The 18,905-nt window shown below is 38.0% G+C and carries 17 protein-coding genes; 8 read left to right on the top strand and 9 right to left on the bottom strand.

The window, feature by feature from the left end; genetic code table 11:
• The first annotated feature begins 5 nt into the window (after positions 1 to 5).
• Positions 6 to 719 carry an MgtC/SapB family protein gene (locus BLS38_RS02630; protein ID WP_092746790.1) on the top strand — a complete coding sequence of 238 codons (714 nt, stop codon included), beginning with the start codon at positions 6 to 8 and terminating at the stop codon, positions 717 to 719.
• 49 nt (positions 720 to 768) lie between these two features.
• Here BLS38_RS02630 and BLS38_RS02625 read toward each other — a convergent pair whose 3' ends face one another.
• The 3 genes from BLS38_RS02625 to BLS38_RS02615 form a co-directional block, all read right to left on the bottom strand.
• On the bottom strand, positions 769 to 2,091 hold the full coding sequence (locus BLS38_RS02625; protein ID WP_092746789.1) for an adenylosuccinate synthase: 1,323 nt from the start codon (positions 2,089 to 2,091) through the stop codon (positions 769 to 771).
• Positions 2,092 to 2,142: 51 nt separating this feature from the next.
• Complete coding sequence (locus BLS38_RS02620) at positions 2,143 to 3,318, bottom strand: ATP phosphoribosyltransferase regulatory subunit (protein ID WP_092746788.1); 1,176 nt, start codon at positions 3,316 to 3,318, stop codon at positions 2,143 to 2,145.
• 147 nt (positions 3,319 to 3,465) lie between these two features.
• A complete protein-coding gene (locus tag BLS38_RS02615; protein WP_092746787.1) occupies positions 3,466 to 3,918 on the bottom strand; it encodes an Lrp/AsnC family transcriptional regulator in 453 nt (150 codons plus the stop codon).
• A gap of 153 nt (positions 3,919 to 4,071) precedes the next feature.
• On the opposite strand from BLS38_RS02615, the gene BLS38_RS02610 reads away from it, so the two are divergent.
• Together BLS38_RS02610 and BLS38_RS02605 are read left to right on the top strand one after the other, a co-directional pair.
• On the top strand, positions 4,072 to 4,809 hold the full coding sequence (locus BLS38_RS02610; RefSeq protein ID WP_092746786.1) for an AzlC family ABC transporter permease: 738 nt from the start codon (positions 4,072 to 4,074) through the stop codon (positions 4,807 to 4,809).
• Positions 4,810 to 4,821: 12 nt separating this feature from the next.
• Complete coding sequence (locus tag BLS38_RS02605; RefSeq protein WP_092746785.1) at positions 4,822 to 5,127, top strand: AzlD family protein; 306 nt, start codon at positions 4,822 to 4,824, stop codon at positions 5,125 to 5,127.
• Here BLS38_RS02605 and BLS38_RS02600 read toward each other — a convergent pair.
• Complete coding sequence (locus tag BLS38_RS02600; RefSeq protein ID WP_092746784.1) at positions 5,124 to 6,176, bottom strand: type I glyceraldehyde-3-phosphate dehydrogenase; 1,053 nt, start codon at positions 6,174 to 6,176, stop codon at positions 5,124 to 5,126. The genes BLS38_RS02605 and BLS38_RS02600 overlap by 4 nt on opposite strands.
• Positions 6,177 to 6,427: 251 nt before the next feature.
• Between BLS38_RS02600 and alaS the strand changes: the two genes are divergently transcribed.
• The 3 genes from alaS (at position 6,428) to csrA (ending at position 10,886) form a co-directional block, all read left to right on the top strand.
• On the top strand, positions 6,428 to 9,073 hold the full coding sequence (gene alaS / locus BLS38_RS02595) for an alanine--tRNA ligase (RefSeq protein WP_171258517.1): 2,646 nt from the start codon (positions 6,428 to 6,430) through the stop codon (positions 9,071 to 9,073).
• Positions 9,074 to 9,139: 66 nt separating this feature from the next.
• Complete coding sequence (locus BLS38_RS02590; protein WP_092746783.1) at positions 9,140 to 10,420, top strand: aspartate kinase; 1,281 nt, start codon at positions 9,140 to 9,142, stop codon at positions 10,418 to 10,420.
• A gap of 223 nt (positions 10,421 to 10,643) precedes the next feature.
• Positions 10,644 to 10,886: a carbon storage regulator CsrA gene (gene csrA / locus BLS38_RS02585; RefSeq protein ID WP_092746782.1), complete on the top strand. Its 243-nt coding sequence runs from the start codon at positions 10,644 to 10,646 to the stop codon at positions 10,884 to 10,886.
• Positions 10,887 to 10,966: 80 nt separating this feature from the next.
• Here the strand turns inward: csrA and rnhB are convergent, their stop codons facing one another.
• From rnhB to BLS38_RS02570, 3 genes are all read right to left on the bottom strand, one after another.
• Entirely contained in the window at positions 10,967 to 11,533 is a 567-nt protein-coding gene (gene rnhB, locus BLS38_RS02580; protein WP_171258529.1) for a ribonuclease HII, read from the bottom strand.
• Complete coding sequence (locus tag BLS38_RS02575; protein WP_092746780.1) at positions 11,533 to 11,922, bottom strand: hypothetical protein; 390 nt, start codon at positions 11,920 to 11,922, stop codon at positions 11,533 to 11,535. The genes rnhB and BLS38_RS02575 overlap by 1 nt, the downstream gene beginning before the upstream one ends.
• Positions 11,923 to 13,093: 1,171 nt before the next feature.
• A complete protein-coding gene (locus BLS38_RS02570; protein ID WP_092746779.1) occupies positions 13,094 to 13,711 on the bottom strand; it encodes a LysE family translocator in 618 nt (205 codons plus the stop codon).
• A gap of 231 nt (positions 13,712 to 13,942) precedes the next feature.
• On the opposite strand from BLS38_RS02570, the gene BLS38_RS02565 reads away from it, so the two are divergent.
• Positions 13,943 to 15,577: a hypothetical protein gene (locus tag BLS38_RS02565; protein WP_244518141.1), complete on the top strand. Its 1,635-nt coding sequence runs from the start codon at positions 13,943 to 13,945 to the stop codon at positions 15,575 to 15,577.
• 671 nt (positions 15,578 to 16,248) lie between these two features.
• Entirely contained in the window at positions 16,249 to 16,950 is a 702-nt protein-coding gene (locus BLS38_RS02560; RefSeq protein WP_092746778.1) for a Type 1 glutamine amidotransferase-like domain-containing protein, read from the top strand.
• 300 nt (positions 16,951 to 17,250) lie between these two features.
• On the opposite strand, the gene BLS38_RS02555 is transcribed toward BLS38_RS02560, so the two are convergent.
• Both BLS38_RS02555 and BLS38_RS02550 read right to left on the bottom strand, forming a co-directional pair.
• A complete protein-coding gene (locus tag BLS38_RS02555; RefSeq protein ID WP_092746777.1) occupies positions 17,251 to 17,724 on the bottom strand; it encodes a BLUF domain-containing protein in 474 nt (157 codons plus the stop codon).
• 121 nt (positions 17,725 to 17,845) lie between these two features.
• On the bottom strand, positions 17,846 to 18,274 hold the full coding sequence (locus BLS38_RS02550; protein WP_171258516.1) for a BLUF domain-containing protein: 429 nt from the start codon (positions 18,272 to 18,274) through the stop codon (positions 17,846 to 17,848).
• Between the last annotated feature and the right edge of the window lie 631 nt (positions 18,275 to 18,905).

Below are 18,905 nucleotides of genomic sequence, written 5' to 3'. Positions count from 1 at the left end.
TTAATATGCATGCTTTGAATCTGAGTAACTTAGACAACCTTTTAGATACACTAATCAGCCTAGCTACAGCATTTATTCTAGGTGGGCTGATTGGATTTGAAAGACAATACCGCCAACGGACTGCAGGCCTACGCACCAATGTATTAGTTGCGATTGGTGCTGCAGCATTTGTAGATACTGCTATGCTTTTACATGGTAGTGATGGCGCAGTACGTGTAATCGCCTACGTTGTTTCGGGGATTGGTTTCTTAGGTGCAGGCGTGATCATGCGTGATGGCGGTACAATTCATGGCTTAAATACAGCAGCAACACTATGGTGTTCTGCTGCTATTGGAGCGGCTGCAGGGGCCGATTTAATTATTGAAGCCTTTGCCATTACCATTTTTATACTGGCTGCCAATACACTATTACGCCCTATTGTAAGATTCATGGATCGTAGACCGTTAGATGATGATACCGAGTTAGTCAATGTCATCTATGTGGTCTGTGACCGTTTACAAAGTAAACAAGTCATTGAGCAAATTCATGTTGCGCTCAAACAATATAACTACCCTGCCAAAGACATTGAAATTGAACCTTTTGGTGAGTCAGATGTTGAAATTGAGACCACGCTACTGTCTACATCTATAGAGCAAACAGATATGTTCAAAATCTTAGAAATACTCAATCACATGCCTCAAGTCCGTTATGCCTATTGGGACAAAAACACCATGAGCTAATAAAAAAGCCGCAACAAATGTTGCGGCCTTTTTTATAAACTATTTATATTTAAGCAATTTCAAATGGATGACGCAAAATAATTGTTTCTGCACGGTCTGGGCCTGTAGAAATAATGTCGATTGGGCAACCGACCAACTCTTCAATACGTTTTACATAAGACAATGCATTTGCAGGCAATTGGTCAACTTGCGTCAAGCCGACTGTAGAACCTTCCCAACCAGGCAATGTTTCATAAATTGGCTTAAGCTGAGCAAATGCAATTGCGTCAGAAGAACCAATACACTCGCCTTCAACTGCTTCATAACCTACACAGATTTTAATTTCTTTTAATCCATCTAATACATCAAGCTTAGTTAGACAAATACCTGTAAGCGAGTTTACGTCAACTGAACGGCGTAAAATTTCAGCATCGAACCAACCACAACGACGTTGACGACCTGTAGATGCACCAAACTCATGACCAATCACGCCAAGGTGTTTACCAATTTCATCACCTTTGTCAGCAGCAGCATCGTAAACAAGTTCTGTTGGGAATGGACCACTACCCACACGTGTGGTATATGCTTTAGTAATACCCAAAACATAGTCTAAATGTAATGGACCCATGCCTGAACCTGAACTCACACCGCCTGCTGTTGTATTTGAACTGGTCACGTACGGGTATGTACCGTGATCAATATCTAACAACGAACCTTGTGCACCTTCAAACATAATTGGCTTGCCCGCTTTGCGGTACTGATGCAATGTTTCAGTTACATCAATGACTAATGGTTCAAGTACAGTTTTCCATGTATTGCACAGTGCAAGTACATCTTCAAACTTCACAGCTTCTACACCATAGTATTGTGTCAGTTGGAAGTTATGTAAATCCAACATTTCTTTTAGCAATTGCTCAAGTGGTTCACCACCACGAATCACATCTGCAACGCGCACTGAACGGCGTGCAACTTTATCTTCGTATGCAGGGCCAATACCACGACCTGTTGTACCAATTTTAGCATCGCCACGTTTCAATTCACGTGCTTGATCAAGCGCAATATGGTTCGGCAAAATTAAAGGACAGTTTGGAGAAATGCGTAAACGTTCTGTTACAGGCACGCCCTCTTTTTCCAAAATTGCCATTTCTTCAATGAGTGCTGCAGGCGAAAGTACAACACCATTACCAATAAGGCAAAGTACGTTTTCACGTAAAATACCCGATGGAATAAGGTGCAATACAGTTTTCTTACCACCTACAACCAATGTATGCCCTGCATTGTGACCGCCCTGATAGCGAACAACGGCAGCCGCCTGATCTGTGAGCAGGTCGACAATTTTACCTTTACCTTCGTCGCCCCATTGGGTACCCAGTACCACAACATTCTTGCCCATATTTTGCCTCATTACATCATGCTGTTAACAGTACAAATCAAGTTTAGCCAACTAAACTGATTCAATTTTTTTCATTACCCATTGACCTTGTTGCAACGCCAACACATGGGTTGCAAAAGGTACTGAGCTTAAATCATCACTACCGAGTAACTGTACAACTGCATGGCCATCTTGACGAGCCTGCGCAATCGCACCGATTAAATCTTTCTCTAAACCTGCAGGCGCAACCACTGTATCAATTTTTTCAAACTGACGTGCGCATAAGGCATACAAGTCACAACTAAAACCTGTTGCAGGACGCGCACGACCAAAGTGTTGACCAATCCCATCGTAACGACCACCTTGTGCTAATGGCTCTGCACGGTTTGGTACATATATGGCGTACATTAGTCCCGTATGGTAGTGGTAACTGCGTAACTCGACCACATCTAGACCAATAGATAACTTTGGCCAGCGTTGCTGAATTTCAAATACTGTTGTTTTAAGTACTTGTAGTGCATCACTAAAGGCAACATCTGCCAATACATCCGCACTTAAATGTGTTTCTAGTGCGATTAAATCACCAGAGTAACGACCGAGCATGTAAAAATCTTGTCCACACGGCAATGTTTTGGTGACTGCTTCTAATTCTGGTAAGGCTTTACGCTGATACAAATCGTGTAAAAGACGTTCATTATCTTGATCAAGCTGCGCATATTTCACTAAGCTTTTAAATAAGCCAACATGGCCTAAATCTAAATGCGTATGTTGTAATTTAAACGTGTTATGCAACAATCCAAGCATCACATCAATCATTTCAACATCAGCAGCAATGCTTTGATGGCCATATAACTCAGCACCCAGTTGCAAAGGTGTACGAGATGGACTTGAATTTTGTGGCTTGGTGTGTAGAACTGTACCTGAGTAGCAGTAACGTGCAACCCCTTCAATGGGATGTACATGGGCATCTATTCGAGCCACTTGCGGCGTCATATCGGCACGAATACCCAATAAACGACCTGACATTTGGTCAATGACTTTAAAGCTCACCAAGTCTAAATCTTGGTTGGCTTCAGACAATGAAGACAGCGATTCGATATACTCGATAAATGGCGTATACACCAACTGATAGCCTCGCTGTGCAAGGAAATCGAGTGATTGTCGGCGTAGCGACTCAATGACTTGTGCTTGTTCTGGTAATACGTCTGCTACCCCATCAGGTAACAGCCATGTCTCTGAAATCGGCATGTTTCGAACCTAAAATCTGATCAACGTAGAAAAAAATCCACATAAAAAAATCGGGGCGCACCCGACATACTGAAGTGTAGCATGATAGTTTTAGCCATGCACCTGTGATTTTTGCAAATCAGTCAAATAGCGCACAGCTTTTATGCGTTAAATCGGCAGTGCAGTACTTTGCTTAATATTTTGTAGTGGAATTTCCGTTTTAATATTTTGTATGGCTGCAATTTTATTTAAATGCTGAATTTGAAACTTACGATATGCTTCTAAATCGGCAGTCACAATTCGCATAAAAAAATCACAATCACCAGACATGAGCTGACACTCCAACACTTCAGGTAAATTTTTGACCGCATCAACAAACTGATTGACGGTTTGAGCACTTTGCTCTTTCAACCAAATTCGTGCAAATACCGTTAAACCCAAATTCACTTTAATCGGATCAAGTAATGCAACATAATTTTGAATAATGCCTTGATCTTCAAGTTGCTTTACACGGCGTAAACATGGCGAAGCAGATAACCCCACCTTTTGTGCCAACTCGTTATTGGCTAAACGCCCTTGTTGCTGTAACTCACGTAGAATTCTTCGGTCAATTTGATCCACCAACACAACCTTTAGCACTATCATTTAATTTTTATATTATTATTAGTTTTTTATACCAATATCAAGCAAAAATAAGCTAATTTTAGCGAATAATAGCCCATAGCAACGCATAAAATAGACAAACTCAAAAATAACACTTTATGTATGACAGATATGCTTACGCTTAGAAATACCCGCCAACAGCCACAAGAAACCTCTGAAGCGATTGAGTTTAAAAGAGGTTTAAAAGCATCTATTCCAGTTTTAATTGGGCTGATTCCGTGTGCATTGGTACTTGGTACACAAGCTGCACATAAAGGCCTTAGCATATTAGAGATTCCTTTACTGACGGGACTAAACTTTGCAGGTGGTTCTGAGTTTGCAATTTTAGAGGTCTGGACGAATCCACCTCAAATTTTACTGCTAATGTTTGTGACTTTACTGATTAATAGTCGGCATTTGTTAATGGGGGCCAACCTTGTACCCTATTTAAAACATTTACCCAATAAAAAAGCCTTATCTGCTTTATTTTTTATGTGTGATGAAGTCTGGGCTCTAAGTGTCTCAGATGCACAAAAAAGAAATTACCTCCCGCCCAAAGAAGCTTTTAGCATGCCTTTTTATGCAGGAATTAGCTTTGCGTTATATGTAATGTGGGTTTTATTTACCACACTCGGTGGTGCCATTGGCTCAACACTGGGTGACATTAGTAAATGGGGCTTTGACATGGCATTCCCTGCTATTTTTTTAGTCCTTTTACGCAGTATGCTACCGTCAGTCAAAGCGTCTTTGCCGTGGGTCATCAGTCTAGGGGCCGCCATTATCGCTTATCTTTACCTACCTTCGGGTTGGCATGTACCTGTAGGCACAGCCTGTGGTATAGCCACTGCATTCATCACCATTAAAAAATAAAAGGAGCAACGCATGATTTACTTACCGACTTTTATTGCAATACTTTGCGTTGCTATGACCACTTACGCCACCCGTGTCGTCGGCTATCTACTACTCAAAAACCGTGAGTTATCTATACGCCAAAAGAAATTGCTACAAATCACCCCCGGCTGCGTACTCATTTCAGTCATTGCACCGTACTTTGCCACGCAACATTTGGCAGATTTTATTGCCATTATCATTACTGCACTGGTTGCCATGCGGTTTGCGTTACTCCCAACTGTGGTCATTAGCATTGCATCGACTGCTATTTTACGTATGGTCTTAGTTGGCGCTTAAACACAGATATTTTGAGGCAATGCTACACTGGCTAAAATTTGACTTAAATCAAGTAACCGGTTGGCATACCCCCACTCATTGTCATACCAAGCATATACTTTGGCTTGACGACCCACCACCATGGTTTGAGTTAAATCAACAATTAATGATTGTGGTAAATGATTAAAATCGCTCGACACTAAATAGTCAGAAGTACACGCCATAATCTCTTTATAATCATGCATTGCCGCCTGTTGAAATGCTTGGTTTAAACGATCAACATCGATCTCAGATTGTGCCACAAACGTGAGGTCAATAGCCGCCACATTTAAAGTCGGTACACGAATGGAATAACCATGTATACGGTGCTCCATCTTGGGCATGACTCGTTTTAAAGCGCCCAATGCACTCGATGTTGTTGGAATAATATTATGCCCACATGCACGTGCCCGTCTTAAATCGCGGTGTGCATGATCAAGTACGGCTTGGTCTGTGGTCACTGCATGTATTTCTGTCATTAAAGCACTTTCCACACCAAAACAGTCATCTAACACCTTAACTAGTGGCACCAATGCTTGCGTGGTACAAGACACGCTCGAAATCACGCGATCAGTGGCTTTAATGTCTTTATGATTCACACCATATACAATCGCTGCATCGACATAATCAAATGGTGCTGCACCAACAATGACCCGTTTTGCACCTGCCTGTAAATGTTTTGATGCATCTGCATAAGAACGAAATAGTCCCGTACACTCAAGTGCAACATCTATATTAAGTTGTTGCCAAGGCAATGTCACAGGGTCAGCTTGTTGAAAAAATTGTATTTTTAAATGCCGCCCTAAATAAGCAACTTCTAAATATGCCCGTTTATCTTCTTGTACAACCTGCACTGTGCCCTTAAATGTGCCATGTGTTGAATCATATTTGAACAAATGTGCCAAAGTTCCAAGATCAGCCACATCATTCACTGCAATAATTACAAAATCATATGGCTTTTCCCGTTCAAACCATGCACGAACCACATTACGGCCAATACGACCAAAACCATTAAGTGCAATACGTTGCATGATTTATTCCTTTTTTCATCATTTTATTCAAAAATGGGGCTTATCTTACTTAAAGTTTTTAACTAAGAATACATCTATGCCTCTTATTGGTACATTTGTATGGCTTTATCTGTAAAATCATTGGTCATATACACATTTTTAGTTATACTTTTAGTCTTTAAAATTTAACAGTTATGTTGTAATCAAAGCCCTTAGATCGCCCAAGCCCAAGATTACAAACTACACTATAAAACCAAATGGAGTGACTTGTTGTGAGTACACGTTTTATGACGTCCGCTGAAATTCGTGAAGCCTTCTTACATTTCTTTGAAACTAAAGGTCATACACGTGTCGCTTCGAGCTCTCTCGTTCCGAGCAATGACCCAACTTTATTATTTACCAATGCAGGCATGAACCAGTTCACAGACAGTCTGCTTGGTCTAGAAGACCGTGGCTATGTTCGCGCAACATCAGCACAAAAATGCGTGCGTGCAGGTGGTAAACACAACGACTTAGACAATGTCGGTTATACCGCTCGCCATCATACATTTTTTGAAATGTTAGGTAACTTTTCATTTGGTGATTACTTCAAAAAACAAGCGATTGAGTTTGCATGGGAGTTTTTAACGACTACGCTACAACTCCCAAAAGACAAACTTTATGTCACGATTTACCATACCGATGACGAAGCATTCGATATTTGGCACAAAGACGTTGGCCTCGCAGCTGATCGCATCATCCGTATTGGCGACAATAAAGGCGGCCTATACGCTTCAGATAACTTCTGGACGATGGGTGATACAGGCCCATGCGGACCATGTTCTGAAATTTTTTATGACCACGGCGACCACATTTGGGGTGGACTGCCCGGTACAGCAGAAGAAGACGGCGACCGTTTTATTGAAATTTGGAACAATGTCTTTATGCAGTTTAACCGTACTGCTGACGGTTCACTTGAACGACTGCCTGCTCCCTCTGTAGACACAGGCATGGGCTTAGAACGTATTTCTGCGGTACTTCAACACGTGAACTCGAACTACGAGATTGACCTGTTCAAACACCTTGTACAAGCAGCAGCTCAAGTTGTAGGTATTGAAGATCAAGGTCAACCATCTTTACGTGTGATTGCAGACCATTCACGTTCATGCTGTTTCCTTATTGCAGATGGTGTGAATCCAAGCAATGAAGGTCGTGGTTATGTACTGCGCCGTATTATTCGCCGCGCCATTCGTCATGGTCACAAACTGGGTGCAACAGGTACATTCTTCTACCAAATGCTACAACCCCTCATTGATGTGATGGGTGAAGCCTACCCTCAACTGATTGAAAACAGTGAACGTATTAAAGCTGCGCTCATCAAAGAAGAAGAACAGTTCGCAAAAACCCTAGAGCAAGGCCTAAAAGTACTTGAAACAGAACTTGCAAACATTAAAGGTAAAGTGATTGCTGGCGAAGTCGTGTTTAAACTTTATGACACATACGGTTTTCCTGCTGACTTGACTGCAGACATTGCCCGTGAACGTGAACTCACCATTGATGAAGCAGGCTTTGAAGTTGAAATGGCGGCACAACGCCAACGCGCACGTGATGCAGGTAAATTTAAAGTTGACTATAACAGTATTGTGAAAGTTGATGCCCAAACACAATTTGACGGCTACACTGCAACACAAGGTCAGGGTCAAATTATTGCCATTTACAAAGATGGTCAACCTGTAAATGAAGTCAATGAAGGTGATGAAGCACTCATCGTACTTGACCACACCCCATTTTATGCAGAAAGTGGCGGCCAAGTGGGCGATACAGGTACATTCAAAAATGATACAGGTATTTTTGAAATTATTGATACGCAAAAATCAGGTAATGCTTTTGTACACCAAGGTGTGGTCACTGTTGGCCGTTTAAGTACTACGCAAAAAGTAGATGCAATCGTACAGCCTGAGCTTCGTAAAGCCATTTCTAAACACCACTCAGCAACTCACTTGCTACATGCAGCTTTACGTGAAATTTTGGGCACACATGTGGCACAAAAAGGTTCTTTAGTTGCATCAGATGTGCTTCGTTTTGACTTTTCACATGAACAAGCCATTGACCTTGTACAGCTTCAAGAGATTGAGCGCCGTGTCAACCAAGAAATTATGGCAAATACTGCTGTAGTGACCGAAGTACTCGACATTGAAACCGCAAAAACCAAAGGTGCAATGATGCTATTTGGTGAGAAGTATGGCGAGACAGTCCGTGTACTCACTATGGGTACAGTAAAAGATGACAAAGCATTCTCTGTAGAACTGTGTGGTGGTATTCATGTGAACCACACAGGTGAAATTGGTTTATTCAAAATCACTTCAGAGGGTGGTGTTGCTGCAGGTGTACGCCGTATTGAAGCTGTTACAGGCTTACATGCTTTAAGCACAGTACAAAAAGCAGAGAGCACTATTCATCAAGTCAATGCGTTACTTAAAGCACAAAAAGACCAAACTGTTGAAAAAGTACATGCTCAAATTGAACACAGCAGCGTATTACAAAAACAGTTCGACCAACTGAATCAAAAATTAGCGCATTTACATGCAATTGAGCTCATCAAAGACGTTAAAACAATTCAAGGGCGTTCTACTTTAGTCGCAACTGTGCAAAATACAGATGCAAAAGCACTGCGTCATTTACATGACAGTGTAAAATCAAAGTTAGACAATGCAGTGATTGTTTTAATTGCAGTTGATGGCGATAAAGTCAGCTTATTGGCTTCTGTGGCCAAACAGTACACTGCTGTATTAAAAGCAGGCGATATTATCAAGTATCTCGCAACAGAGCTTGGTGGTAAAGGTGGTGGTAAGCCAGACCTCGCACAAGGTGGCGCACCACTGAACGAGAAGTTTGACCAAGTCATTGCAGCACTGCCTGCATGGCTTGAAAGTCACTAAAACTTCACTTTTGTGTAACTGATAGACCCTAAATGCCTCTTAGGGTCATGCTTATATGGAATAACTATGGCATTAATCGTTCAAAAATATGGTGGGACTTCAATGGGTACACCCGAGCGCATTTTAAATGTCGCTCGCCGTGTAAAGCGTTGGCATGATCACGGTCACCAAGTTGTGATCGTTGTATCTGCAATGAGTGGCGAAACGAACCGTTTACTTGCCCTCGCTAAGGCCATTACCACAACACCAGAACCACGTGAGCTTGATCAAATGGTTTCTACAGGTGAACAAGTGACGATTTCCATGTTGGCAATGGCACTCAACTCAATTGGTGTACGTGCAAAATCTTACACAGGACGTCAAGTCGCCATTAAAACCGACCAGTCATTTACCAAAGCACGCATTGAATCTATTGACACCCACCTTATGACGACAGACTTAGAACAAGGTAAAGTCATTGTTGTGGCAGGCTTTCAAGGCGTTGATACGTTAGGTAATACAACAACACTCGGCCGTGGTGGATCAGATACAACAGGTGTTGCACTTGCAGCTGCACTTAAAGCAGACGAATGCCAAATTTATACTGATGTAGATGGCGTATATACGACCGATCCACGCGTTGTTTCAAAAGCAAAAAAAATCGATCGTATTTCATTTGAAGAAATGTTAGAAATGGCATCACTGGGTTCTAAAGTACTACAAATCCGCTCTGTTGAATTTGCAGGAAAATACCAAGTACCTTTGCGCGTATTGTCAAGTTTCGACAATGACAATGATGGTGCTTTTGATGAAGATTTTAAACAAAACGTAGGTACACTTATTACTACCGAGGCAGAAGACAACATGGAACAGCCAATCATTTCAGGTATTGCATTTAACCGTGATGAATCAAAGTTAACGATTCTAGGTGTTCCTGACGAACCCGGTATTGCTTCTAAAATCTTATCGCCAATCAGTGCAGCCAACATTGAAGTCGACATGATCGTACAAAATATCGAAGAAGATGGGACAACTGATTTCACATTTACTGTTAATCGTAGCGACTATGCGAAAGCAAAAAGCATTTTAGATGAAATTGCTCAGAACATTAAAGCACGTGAAGTTGCTGGCCGTGAAGATATTGTAAAAGTATCTATTGTTGGTGTAGGTATGCGCTCACATGCAGGTGTTGCGAGTAAAATGTTTACAGCGCTTGCAGAGGAAGGCATTAATATTTTAATGATTTCTACATCTGAAATTAAAGTATCCGTTCTGATTGAAGAAAACTACTTAGAACTTGCAGTCCGTTGTTTACATACTGCTTTTGGCCTAGATCGTGAACACGGCGAAAGTAGTGCACGTGCTTAATTAGTTTTTAGTGAAAAGTCCGATACTAGACATCGGATTACTCATATTTTTTTCAGAGCCACTCTATTTTATATAAAGTGGCTCTGTTATATTAAGTCTTAATATTTTTGAAAATAAGAGTGTGCAGGTTGTTCAACTCTTTTTTCAAAGTTGTGGTTCACTTTTTGCATATGCTTTATAGGTAAAAAAAACTGCAGGTTTAGCGCTGAGCAAGGAGATAAACATGCTGATTCTGACTAGACGTGTCGGAGAAACTTTAATGATTGGGGATCAAGTGAGTGTAACTGTACTTGGTGTAAAAGGTAACCAAGTACGCATTGGGGTCAATGCACCCAAAGAAGTGTCTGTACACCGTGAAGAAATTTATCAACGTATCCAACATGAGCGTGCTATGCACGAGCATCTGCAACAAATTGATCAAGCCTATCAGCCATCTTTTTATGATGAGTTACATCAAGATAAATAAGACCTGATTACACCTGATCCATTCCGATTGTGGTAAATACCCAAGAAATTATAACGCTTGGGTTTACCTACCTCTACTCACTAAACTGAGTCAATCCGCTTCTTAATTGGCCCGTAACTGGTCCGATGCTCTGCCAAAATCCCATATTGTTCAATTGCTAAAAGATGTGCTTTAGTCGGATATCCTTTGTGTTTTGCAAAACCATACGCCGGATAATCTTGATCTAGAAGTACCATCTGACGATCTCTATATACCTTGGCTAAAATACTAGCAGCACTAATTTCTGGGTGTAATGCATCTCCGCCAACCACTGCATCGCAATCTAATGCTAAGCCTTTAATTTTTTGATTACCATCTACTCGTACTTTATCAGGTACTATAGAAAGCTGCGCTACTGCACGGCGCATAGCTAGAAAAGTCGCTTGTAAAATATTCATTTGATCTATTTCGCTATGACTCGCCTCAGCAATAGACCACGCAAGTGCTTTTTCTTGTATTTCTACAAACAATTGCTCACGCTTCTTCTCGCTCAGTTTTTTTGAATCATTTAGACCTAGGATCGGTCGATTAGGGTCTAAAATAACTGCTGCTGCAACTACCGACCCAACCAAAGGACCTCTTCCCGCTTCGTCTACACCTGCAATCATCATCGTTTCAAGCTTTCCGCAACACATGCTTGTACAGTGTTATTAATCGCTTTTGTAGCAATACTTGTACGAGCTGCAGGATCAAAAGCCGCTGTTGCAAGATCTACTACATTAACGTTCTCAATTGCTTTATCACTCACACAACCACATACTTGATTTTGCGCATTTTGCTGTTGTTCCGTGGTCATCACTTGACTAGCCACCTTCCAAGCCGCAGTATTATTTAACTCAGTCGTGCATTTCGCATTAATCGCAATCTTTAAGGCAGTTACGCCAAGCTGTTGCGCTGTATTTTGATTGGTATTTGTTTGTCCAGTCGTTGCTGTACCATCGACCGCACATGCGGACAAAGCAAGAATAAAAGGAATGAGTGGTAGTATTTTTATCATGATCAAGTAAATCTCTGTTATTAAGTGCTGTATTTTGACTGATTTTATAAAAATAAAATATCTATACTCACAAATTTAGACTACATTTTAACTAAAATCTATCTTTGCTTATCTCATAACAGACTAGTACAAACTTATATGTTGTGATCTATTTAGTATTCAGAGTGGTTATTCTAATGTTTAAGTATTTAAAATAGTATTTACGCCATAACATTACTCACATGTATATAAGAAAATTTTCACACCTGATGATCGCCTTAATGTTTATTACAATTATTGGTTGCACAGAGGTAAATACCCATTCGTAATAAAGTTAATTACACAGATGCTTACCCTCTCAGTAAGAACTCTTATTTGTATATATTTATTTAATCTACGGCTCCCATCTTTTTTATTTTTAAAGCACAGCATTTAGAAAAATTTGAATAAAATTATTTTAAGTAACTATTTGTTATATATTTTTTATTTTCAAACAAGTAAAAACAGTGCTTGAGAACTATAACAGATAAAGTAACTACTTACGATCTGTTATATTTTTTTTTAGAAATTCTGTTGCTATGTTTTATATCATAAAACACACATAATCACGTTAAGCCTTCAATGAGTGATACATCAATGAGCGAACAACGTCCACATAAAAGAAATAACATTAAGCAAGCTACCATCGAATTTTTAAAACGTGAAAATAAAACATGGTTTGTATTTTTTATAATGATCGTTTATTCAATCATTGGAACCATCATCGGCTATATTTTTATTAGATAGTCGATGATGTATCGAGAAAAGAGACATATTTTTCTTCTTTGAGAGCATGATTACACTTTTTCGTCAGCGAATATTGAGGAGCACCGAGATTACATGAAATACTCATGGTTGACTGGGTGTAAATTAATCACCATTTATTTTTCTTATGACCCATAACATAAATATTCAAAATTTATCGACCTCAAGGTATTCATAATAGTTTTTCTTTGCCTGAAGTACATAAAAAACTAGCTGAGAGTACGCAAAACCTTACTAAAACCACTCCATTCAACCGCTACGTCTAGCCGTTCTTATTTATACTATCATTTAGACAGGCAAAAATTTTAATATGTAAAGTTATTTGCATTTCCCTATTTTATCAAATATTTACCTGTCTTTTATTCAACATACTTTTATAAAATTAAAATTAATGTGTACTCAAGATAAGCTTTATTGCAAAGATGATAAATAGCCCACCGCTCAAACGATCTATCCATTTAATAAATATTGAGTTTTTAATAAAACCAGAAACATAACGTGTTGCAAAAATAAGTATTAATGACCAGATTGTTCCTATCAATACATGAATAAATACCAACAAAAATGTCCAAACTATTGGGGAATGCCCTGTAGGAATAAACTGTGGTAAAAATGAGAGATAAAATATTCCCATTTTGGGATTTAAAGCATTAGTCAGCATTCCTCTCAAAAAACAGTTATTCGTTGATGCTTGACCATTCGCTAGCTCAAACAATTGCCTTGGTTTAAACAAGAGCTGGCCACCTAGCCACAATAAATAAGCTACGCCACACCACTTCAACAAATTATATGCCATTTCAGATGCGATCAATAAACCACCTAACCCAAAAGCAACGACAATGCCCCAAATAAAGCACCCCGTATCAATTCCTAGAGCCACTTGAAATGCTTTTTTAGCACCATCAAGCGTTGATGTACGTAAGATCAATGCAGTGTCTAGACCGGGCGTTATAGTTAAAAGTAAAGCTGCAAATAAATAAGTGACAAGACAATCGGTGACAGACATTCTTTCATTCCGAAAGCGGGGAATATACAGCAAAAAGTGAGATCAAAAAATTTTTAGTCATTAAAACAAGCCTTCTTTCCCACTTCAATTTTATATACTTTTTTGCATCGTCTGCATCATTTCAACAATAAAAAGATTCTCTCTTTTAGGCCGAATCCTAAAAGAGCTAGAATTAATCATAAAACTCATATATTAATAATACTAAATAAAAACATGGTGGAATATTTACCAATGCAAATAAAATACAGATGCATGATTTCTGTCATGTCTTTAGCCATGTTGGCCTCATGTAGCAATGAAAAATATGTAAAAAATATTACGACATCCAATCTAGCGCCTAAAACTACTTGTACATGGGATACCTCTGTTCCCCTCAGTTATGAAGAACGTCGCCTTGAAACACCCTTACCCTACTCTGGTATAAATGTTGTAGGTAATAACTCGGCCCCATTGGCCACACGTATTATTAATGGTACTGGTTTTGAAGATTTTACTCCTGCATTTAAAGCATCTCTTTGTGCTGAAGATGGTACGACAACGCTGAGTAACTTTAAGCAGGCAATGGAAACAGTGAATAGGTCAGGCGAACAACTTTGGCGTGCTGCTGTAGATCGAGCACAAAATAAACGTGTACGTAAACCCTCTGAAACCTTACCTTCTAGCGAAGATCGTATGTTGTATTGGACTCGTGTTCAAATGACCAAAGCTTTACGCCAATGGAATCCTCATTTTGCCCTTACTCTCAAACAAAAAGAGCAACTACAATGGGCATTTGAAAAATCTTCACGGGGCCAAAATGATATTAATTTGCCTAAAGGGACAACCGCTAATGGCAAAGTTTATCGCCGTATGATCATCAGTGGATTTGACGTATTTACCCTTGGTACGCCTGGAGAAGTCAATATGGGGCTACGTAATGGCAATCCAACTGGTGCAATTGCACTGGCACTAGACGGTAAAGAGTTTACGCTCTCAGATGGTTCTATTTTACATATTGAGTCTTATATCTTACCTGTAAGTTATGACCCATTTAGGAAGGGTATGCAAGAAGATACACTGGGCCCATGGTTTAAAAAAGGCCCTCAACGTGTCGATGCATCTATTACCATGAGCCAAGGAGCCAGCAACATATTTTGGCTAGAACAATATAATGGGCGCTACCACGGCACCTATCCGGGTAACGATGGAATGATCTACTGTCAGTCAAACAGTTTACCCAAAGATGTTCTTGCTGTTGGTACACAAATCAGCGTAGATGCTGAGCCAATTACACACATTGGCTCTGGTTGTAACATTGTAGTACAAGAGGATTGGTACAGATCCAACACCTCTTCACAGTGGATAAAAGATTCTCCACCACAATTTACTAAGGCCTCTTTACCGTATAAAAAAATATTAGAGAGTCAGACGCAACGTGGAATTGTTCGACCAATTGGTGCTACAAGTGAAGGTACAGAAGGCTTTGATGTAACATGGCATACCAATTACACTTACTTTCCAGACTGTAGTGTCTATAGTACGATTAATCAAGCATGGCATGGTGTAGTCAATAAAATGCCCGACCTTTCGACTGTCAAAGATCCTGATCCAACATGGTGCGCTCGTCGTGGTGGCGGCGGTGATTATTTATCCAATGAGTCTGGATACCGTAATACATTACTACGTGATGTGATGGGGCTCAATATTCCAGCAGGTCATGTTCATGTTCCTGTGATGAACTACTATTATGATGGTACTGTTATAAATGGTGGTGGTACTCGCGATGATAACTCAATAACAGATACAAGATACGAAAGTTACCGTACAGCGATTATTGGACAAAGTATCAATTTACTTAAAGTCATTGGAGAAAGCTTAATTCAATAAAATGAAAATTTTTTCATATAATGAATCTTTGGTCGCATAAATAATCACATTTTTAGACCCTAAAAGTATTATCATCATGTTCAAGCACATCAAAACATTTGTTTAAACCATCAATGTACTTGAACATGGAAGCGTACGTTTTAATCTTCACTACATGACTTTAAACATATATTGCTAAATAGATTTTTTAATAGAAATAGCCTTTTGTATTGTTTTACGAGTATTTTTTATAAATAAAACAATCAAATTTCATTTTTGAACCTTCAAGTCAATGTATCTACTTCTAGTAAATTTAACTCGAATGATTATATTTTTACCTACACGACACACCACTATTCTAAAAAGATATCTTTTCTAAACAACAAATAATTTCACAATAATAATTTGCAGTAACTTTTCTCTATTCCTTCCACTCAACATGCTATCTTTATAGGCAAGTTTTGGTCTAATATGTCTACTTTACATGCTGTATTATATTAATTTTACAGTTACTATCGTTATATTAATTCTAAGTATATAAATAAATCTGTAGCTTAGCTTAGTACACAAAATTTTAACTACGCTACTGTGTAATCATTGCTGCAGAAAAAAGATCAATCATTTAATGAATTAAGTATATAAAACCAAGTACATTGGGAATGTAATATTTACCAATAAATTAAGAGTTTAAAATGAAAGGCACAATTATCGCTATGGGTGGTGGCGGTTTTTCTACAGAAGTAGATAACTCGCTCTTAGATCAATATATATTAGATTCATCTAGCATAAAACAACCTAAAATATGCTTTGTTTCAACAGCCAGTGGGGACAATAAAGACTATATATCTAAGTTTTTTTCAGCATTCTCTCAACATGAATGTCAGCCATTTTACCTCTCTTTATTCAAACCGCAAACAGAAGATATAGAGTCTTTCTTATTGGGTATGGATATTATTTATGTCGGTGGAGGAAATACAAAAAATATGCTTGCCCTTTGGGAAGCTTGGGGAATTCCAAAAATTTTAGAAAAATGCATGACAAAAGGAATCGTGCTCGCAGGAGTGAGTGCTGGAATCATTTGTTGGTTTGAAGCAGGTATTACAGATTCATACCATGGTAAATTATCTCCTATAAATGGTTTAGGTTTTTTAACAGGCAGTTTTTGCCCTCATTGTGATTCGGAGGAGTCTAGAGTTTCAACATACATCGAATATCTTGAAAAAGATCAGATTCCGTTTGGTTATGCTTTAGATGATGGTGTTGCGCTTCATTTTAAAGATGGACATTTATTAAAAGCAGTAGCATCTAAATCTGATGCCCAAGCCTATTTTATTTCAAAAAAAGATACATCAATTGATAAAAATCAACTTAAAATTACCACACTAATAACTTAGTATATGAATCAGCAGATTATAAGTATTAAGCCATTACACTTCTGTTGAACGACTATCGTTATATCTAAACTATAGATATCTTCAATAAACTCAATACATCAGAAGATATCTATAGCTCCATTCTACTAAAATTCAGTAACTTTATTAAAACCATCAAATTATTAGCGAAAACAAATATTCAAAAAATCTATTTAAATTATAAATATTTAGATAACAATCAACTTGCTATATGAAACAAGGAAAGATAGATCTACGATACATTCTCCATTTTATTTTGAACAGTGAGTAAAGGCATCATCACTATAGAATCAAATTTCGAACTTTATATCCTCTTTTATAGGTTTTCTTCTTAGCTATTGTAAATTGTGTTGCAATCACATCAACTAATTTTTTTTGATCTTTCTTACTAAGGCATAAAGGAGTAAATCGAAAAATATTACGCTCCTTAAAAAAACCAAATATGACTGACTCCTTTTTAACATATCGCATACTCCATTCAGAATATAGTGATTCATTTAAATCATCAATTGTATTTATATGTGTAATTGATCCTAACTTATTTAACTTATTTAACGCGAACAATAGCCTTTCAACGACATCCGACTCACCTTCAATGCAGTGATAAAAAGATAGATTTGCGTAATAAAAAACACCGGTAATATGATTTGTATGAGAAAAATTAAGAATGAGATTTTGGAGAGAATGTAGTGTTTCAACTAAAGTTTCATCCTCTTGTAGAACCACTAAACCAAAGTAAGAAGATTGTATTTTCACGAGTATATGACCCTATTAAAAAGATGTAATAAGTAATCAAATACCGTTCTTTCTTAGAAAAATTAAGAAATCGAATTGCTATAGATCAATCTAACACAAATTCACCTAATGAGATGGTCTTTTATGTATCACCACTCTTTTCAATCAGGATTAGTTCCTCAATAAATACAATTAAATTATCTTCAACCACATGGTAAGAAACAGGATAATTTTTTTCTCTTTCCTCTAAAAATGCCCTTATTCGAGAATCGCCTTTCACATACTTCATTGACCAGTCTTTAAAACGTCTTTGTTCTGTTGGCAAAGTACCGTAATAATGAATAGCATGGTGTCTTTTATCAACCGCAATATGATCAAACAAATTTTCGATGGTAGGTTTAAATCCCTCAATGTACTGAAAAAATTGTCCATGCGAATAATACAATACACCCGTAATATGATGCTTTTTATTAAATACACGTGCAACCTGTAAAATATTAGTAATTTCTTCTAATAAATTTTCGTGATCATCTGTACGAATACTTGAATAACATAAAAAATGTAACCTCACATTACTTATCTCGAAATGATAAAAAAGAAGTATGTTAAAAATAACCAATGATTGATAGTGCTTAAAAATTAAGCTAATTATTTGTAAAATTATGTAACCATATGATATTAATATTTTTATTTAGATATTGGCTAAATAGTGATCTTTTCTTGTAAGTAATTACGTACAAATATATTTTTTTTTAACAAAAAACAAGATATCTGTTGAGTAAAATAGATATACAAAATACTAAAATAACTCGGTATATATTTAACTATTAGGTATTTGATGAATAACTCATCTGTCTTTTTGCAATCGAGCAAAATGGTTTTTCTAAGGCTAAATTGTGTCGAAGAAACCGTCACAGATCAACAAGGCAATATCCACACAAGCCACTTTTGGGTAGACGCCGAAGACGATGTCTTAATTCACTTTCAATTATATAAAGTATTTGATCAAGCACAAGTAAATCAAAGTATTTTAATTAATGATCAATTGTTTACAGTCGTTAAAGTAATTGAAAAATCAATAATTAAAAGCTGTAATTGCATATCATAAATTTCTTCTAAACAGTCACCCATCAGATGAAGCACTCACTGAAATACATTAAAGCTTTAAAATATTATCTTTAATATTTTTAAAGAGAACATAA

Origin of the sequence: Acinetobacter boissieri, assembly GCF_900096955.1 — a bacterium.
Lineage (GTDB): Bacteria > Pseudomonadota > Gammaproteobacteria > Pseudomonadales > Moraxellaceae > Acinetobacter > Acinetobacter boissieri.
This window is presented reverse-complemented; position numbering and strand designations above follow the sequence as displayed.